The organism is Sphingobium phenoxybenzoativorans (assembly GCF_001757355.1).
In the GTDB taxonomy this organism is placed as follows: domain Bacteria; phylum Pseudomonadota; class Alphaproteobacteria; order Sphingomonadales; family Sphingomonadaceae; genus Sphingobium; species Sphingobium phenoxybenzoativorans.
The window spans coordinates 1-4,066 of sequence record NZ_MINO01000144.1 but is presented as its reverse complement, the minus strand read 5'-3'; the positions used below and the strand labels follow the sequence as shown (position 1 = coordinate 4,066).

Here is a 4,066-nt window from a genome sequence, read left to right as displayed (position 1 = left end):
CGTAACGCCGAGCGCCCGCGCGGCAGCGTCCACCGCCGCGACGATCCGGCGGCCATGATCGGGAATTGCGGTGACGAGCGGTCCGTCGGGCGCGGTGATGCTACGCCCTTCAGGCGGCGATTTGGCTGTCGCCCGTCGCAGCCGGTCGGTCGACCAGTGCGGCAGGTAGACCGATACGACCCGTCGCATCGCAGCCCTCCACAATCCAAGCGTGCGGATTACCGCCGCGTACGCGCTCCAGCGCCACCTGCCAGCGCGGACGGCCAAGGCTCGGGATGCCGAGATCCTCGCTCGGGCTCGCGGTCACCCGCCAGCGCGTGACCGCCGCCGTGCCCTCGGCTGCTTGGCCGACCTTTGCGGCGCGCCGGAAGATGAAGGCCGGCACGCCCGACCCCTCGGCCGCCAGTTGCAGCCGCTTGGACGCGGTGGTGCTGTATTTGCCAATCTCGCCCACGACGCCGCCGATCCCGGCATGGCGCAGGCATTCCTCCATCGCGAGCAGGACATTGGTGTCGCTGCCCGCCTCGATATAGATCACCCGGTCGGGATGCAGTCCGGCGAGGTGGAGCGCGGGCGCAAACAGGTCGCGCCATCGCAGGCACCACAGGACAGGCCCCTCCATCCGCGCGAGAATGCCGGCCAGGAACACCGTCGCGCTTGCATCGTCGGCAAGGTCGGGACTGCCCGCGACCTCATGCAGCGCGCCGCCGGCAATGCCGCCGCCCGGCAGGCGCGCGTCGATCGCCTCGATCCCGAACGGCGTGGTCGCGTGGCGCACGCCTGTGCCCTCGATCTGCGCAATATGCGCTCGCAGCTGATCAAGGACGGTGGCTTCGCGCATGGCATTCATGAGACTCAGGAGTTTATATGTTCTTGGTTTGTTCGTTCTGCTGCGATCCAGAGTCAAGCATCGGGTCCGTTCCGAATTGTGGACAGGACGGCGCAAGTGGCGAGGGAGCGGGCATTTCCTTTTCGAGAAAAAATTTGCACCCGGGCGGCGCACGCCTGCGCGCAGGCTATGACAGCAGCATCATGACCGCTTCTTTCGACCTCGACCGATTCGTCGCCGCCCAAGCGCAGATCTATGACACGGCCCTTGGCGAGATCCGCCGCGGCGCCAAGCGCAGCCATTGGATGTGGTTCATCTTTCCGCAGATCGCTGGCCTCGGGTCGAGCGAAATGGCGCGGCGCTATGCGATCGGGTCGCTCGACGAGGCGCGCGCCTATCTCGCGCATCCGGTGCTGGGCGCCCGGCTGCGCGACTGTGTGGCGGCGCTGCAGGATCTGACCGGCACCAGCGCGGAGGCGGTGTTCGGTGGGATCGATGCCCTCAAGCTGCGCTCGTCCCTCACCCTGTTCGCGCAGGCCGGGGGCGGGGGTCTGTTCATCGCCGCGATCGATCGCTGGTTCAATGGCGAGGCCGATCCGGCGACGCTTGCGCGCCTTGGCCCTCGCTGAGGCAAGGAACCGCTCGCGCGTCGATCGGTTCTGAAAGACGAGGCCGCCTGTTTCCCCCCGCGCATGCGGCCCCTGATACGGACCCGCCGATTCCCCCTTCCGGCGGGTCCATTTCCTCCTCTTTCTGGACCTGAGCATAGGCGCCGTGACGCCTATCGCGCGCGGCACCAGTCGGGCTTGGGCTGGCGGCGCAGCCAGGGCCGTGCTGCGCCGATGCTGATCAGTCTTGCGGCCAGATCGCGCCCGTCGAGCGTGACGCGCGCGACAGTGCGATTATAGCTGCGCCCGATCCGCTCGAAGCGGATCGTCTTGCCATCGAGCAGGGCTTTCGCCTGGCGGGTCGCCGCCTTGCCGCGCGCGAGCTCGGCAGCGCATTTGGCCTGGTCGGCGCGGCTCTCAGGCGCATCGATATCGGCGATCCGGATCCGCTCGCCACTCATCAGGCGAAAGGTGTCGCCGTCGGTCACAGAGCTGATTTTGCCGGTCGCGGCGGGGAGCGCTGCCGCGCTCGACAGGGAGCAAACGAACAACAGGGCGGCGAGGGCGTGTCGGTAGGAGAGGGTCATCGGCCCCGCTCTAGCCGTCCTGACCATCACGAACAAAGGGGCAACCGGCGCGGCGTGCAAACTGGGCGGCGGGGTCGGTGGCGGGACGTCTCATGCCGGCCGACGGGATCACCCCGCTCTTTGAGGCGCAATCCTTGGTCGCTCCCGCGGACCTATTCGATCAACCCGTAAAGGGTCCGTACGCTCACGCTACGGCCTTTTGCCGTGCCGCCAAAAGGTGATCGCGGCCACGCGAGCGACGCTTCGGGCGCCAGTCGAGCGGGGATGAACCCGCCGGCACCACAAGGAGCCTCGATATGTTCACCGATCTTGGGACCGCCCGCAAAAGCGCACTCACTCTCTCGAAGACCCTGATGGCCGCCACGATGGTCATCGCAATCGGAACGCAGTTCGCCGTCATCACCGCCGACGACTTCGATGGCGACGTCGCCGTGCTCAACGAATATGATCCCTTCGCCTGACAATCAGGCGGGGGCTGCCGCCCCCGCCGCCTTTCGAGATCCGTTGCCATTGGAAGACCTGCCGAGCCAGACCAGCGCCCATTATCTGCACTCGACCCTGCGCGAGCGCATTGTCGAGCATGTCTTTGTAGGCGAGGCGCTGCGGCGTCTGTGGCAGCGCGGGATTACCGGGGTGGAGGTGCTGCGCTCGGAGTTCGATGCCGGCGGCTATGATCTGGTGATGAGCTACAAGGCGATCACCCGGCATATTCAGTTCAAGACGGTGACCTTGGGCGGGCGCGCGCCGCGCGTGACCGCAAACCTCAAGCTCATGGAGAAGCCGAGCGGCTGCATCATCTGGATCGTGGTTTCACCCAACCTCGATCTCCTGTCCTATCTCTGGTTCGGCAATGCGCCTGATGTGCCGTTGCCCGATATTCGCGGCTTTCCGGTCGCACGCCATGCCAAGGGAACGGCGCAGGGCAAGAAGAACGAAAGACCGATGCACCGGGTGATCGCCAAGGGACAATTCGAGAAGGTCGCGACGCTCGATCTGATCCTGACCAGATTGTTCGGTCCGCTGGATTAAGGGAGGTCGGGGCACCGGCTGCGCCGGACCGGGCTCTAGGCTGACGCCCCGAGCCCCGTGCCGGGTCTCGGCCCTGCCGGGTAACGATCCCTTGCTGGAAAGGCGATTGCTCTAGCGGGCGGTCGGCCCAAGCAGCGTCTCGGCCGTGACCGGCGCGACGCCATTGGCGAGGCCCTCGGCGAGGCCGGGATCGCCCAGCAATGTTCGCCATGGACCGCCATAGCCGGGCGAGGCCAGATAGAAGGCCGCACCGTCACAGGCGACCATGCGGCAGCGCTCCTGTACGTCGATGAGCGAACCGCTGCTGCCATGGCGCGCGACCATGTCGTCCAGGTCGACACGCATCAGCGCCCCGCACCGCCGGCATTGGCTGCGCACCAGGACTTTGTGCCGCTGCATCGCGCCGATGCTGCGCAGCGCGACAGGCCAGAGGATGTGAAGAGCAGCGGTCATCGGGCAATGATAGTCCGCGTCACCGTCCGGTCCAGCATTCTGATGCCCGTCCAGCGAAATCACCTGTTCCTGTGTGCCGCCCAAAGCTCGGGTGTCATCACCATGTCCGGGTCTCGCCGAGGCGCTGTCCCGCGCAAGCCCGTGGCCGGGCTTCTCCACTGCCGTTGCGACCCTACAGGTGCGCGAGCCCGCTTTGCCCCGGCGCGCCGGCCAGTGTTGAAAGACCCCGATCGGCGGGGTTTCGAACGCACAGGACAGATCGCATGCCCGAGCATCAGAGCCATACCTCTTCGCAGCCCGATCGCACTGCAACCATCGCCCAGCTCAATGACGCGCTGCGCCACTCGCTCACCCGGCCAGGCCATAACCGCGTGGTCATGACCATCGGCGTTCAGAGCCTGATCGGCGACGTCAGCCTGTTCCGCAACTTTCAGGCCCGGGCGCAATTGCTGCGCACCATCCGCGACTATGACAGCTTCGGTCCCGACGTGGATCCGCATGGCGAGCGCGATTTCGGCCGGTTCACCTTCCGCGACGCGGTGCTCTACTGGAAGATCGAC

At 66.6% G+C, this 4,066-nt stretch carries 7 protein-coding genes and 1 pseudogene; 4 read left to right on the top strand and 4 right to left on the bottom strand.

The genetic code is table 11. The features are described 5' to 3' along the window. Both BHQ40_RS26605 and BHQ40_RS24230 read right to left on the bottom strand, forming a co-directional pair. A pseudogene (locus BHQ40_RS26605) lies at positions 1–189 on the bottom strand (DNA polymerase Y family protein); the annotation flags it as partial. Continuing rightward, on the bottom strand, positions 110–841 hold the full coding sequence (locus tag BHQ40_RS24230) for an ImuA family protein (RefSeq protein WP_070158250.1): 732 nt from the start codon (positions 839–841) through the stop codon (positions 110–112). The pseudogene BHQ40_RS26605 and the gene BHQ40_RS24230, both read right to left, overlap by 80 nt. A gap of 191 nt (positions 842–1,032) precedes the next feature. On the opposite strand from BHQ40_RS24230, the gene BHQ40_RS24225 reads away from it, so the two are divergent. Further along, complete coding sequence (locus BHQ40_RS24225; RefSeq protein WP_070158249.1) at positions 1,033–1,458, top strand: DUF1810 domain-containing protein; 426 nt, start codon at positions 1,033–1,035, stop codon at positions 1,456–1,458. Positions 1,459–1,610: 152 nt separating this feature from the next. Here BHQ40_RS24225 and BHQ40_RS24220 read toward each other — a convergent pair whose 3' ends face one another. Beyond that, positions 1,611–2,024 (bottom strand): thermonuclease family protein, encoded by a 414-nt coding sequence (locus BHQ40_RS24220; RefSeq protein ID WP_070158247.1) that lies wholly within the window; start codon positions 2,022–2,024, stop codon positions 1,611–1,613. Between the two features lie 296 nt (positions 2,025–2,320). On the opposite strand from BHQ40_RS24220, the gene BHQ40_RS26430 reads away from it, so the two are divergent. Further along, positions 2,321–2,485, top strand: a complete 165-nt coding sequence (locus tag BHQ40_RS26430) for a hypothetical protein (protein WP_004212805.1) — start codon at positions 2,321–2,323, stop codon at positions 2,483–2,485. Beyond that, entirely contained in the window at positions 2,469–3,053 is a 585-nt protein-coding gene (locus BHQ40_RS24215; RefSeq protein ID WP_246358239.1) for a hypothetical protein, read from the top strand. Before BHQ40_RS26430 ends, BHQ40_RS24215 begins: the two co-directional genes overlap by 17 nt. Before the next feature lie 111 nt (positions 3,054–3,164). Here BHQ40_RS24215 and BHQ40_RS24210 read toward each other — a convergent pair whose 3' ends face one another. After that, positions 3,165–3,665 (bottom strand): hypothetical protein, encoded by a 501-nt coding sequence (locus BHQ40_RS24210; protein ID WP_253183466.1) that lies wholly within the window; start codon positions 3,663–3,665, stop codon positions 3,165–3,167. 104 nt (positions 3,666–3,769) lie between these two features. Here BHQ40_RS24210 and BHQ40_RS24205 point away from each other — a divergent pair. Beyond that, on the top strand, positions 3,770–4,066 hold a 297-nt coding region (locus BHQ40_RS24205; protein WP_070158246.1), incomplete at its 3' end, for a DUF3768 domain-containing protein.

Excerpts from the sequence above, each read along its gene's own strand:
- BHQ40_RS24230 (WP_070158250.1), bottom strand. The coding sequence starts at position 841 with ATGCGCGAAGCCACCGTCCTTGATCAGCTGCGAGCGCATATTGCGCAG.
- BHQ40_RS24225 (WP_070158249.1), top strand. The coding sequence starts at position 1,033 with ATGACCGCTTCTTTCGACCTCGACCGATTCGTCGCCGCCCAAGCGCAG.
- BHQ40_RS24220 (WP_070158247.1), bottom strand. The coding sequence starts at position 2,024 with ATGACCCTCTCCTACCGACACGCCCTCGCCGCCCTGTTGTTCGTTTGC.
- BHQ40_RS26430 (WP_004212805.1), top strand. The coding sequence starts at position 2,321 with ATGTTCACCGATCTTGGGACCGCCCGCAAAAGCGCACTCACTCTCTCG.
- BHQ40_RS24215 (WP_246358239.1), top strand. The coding sequence starts at position 2,469 with ATGATCCCTTCGCCTGACAATCAGGCGGGGGCTGCCGCCCCCGCCGCC.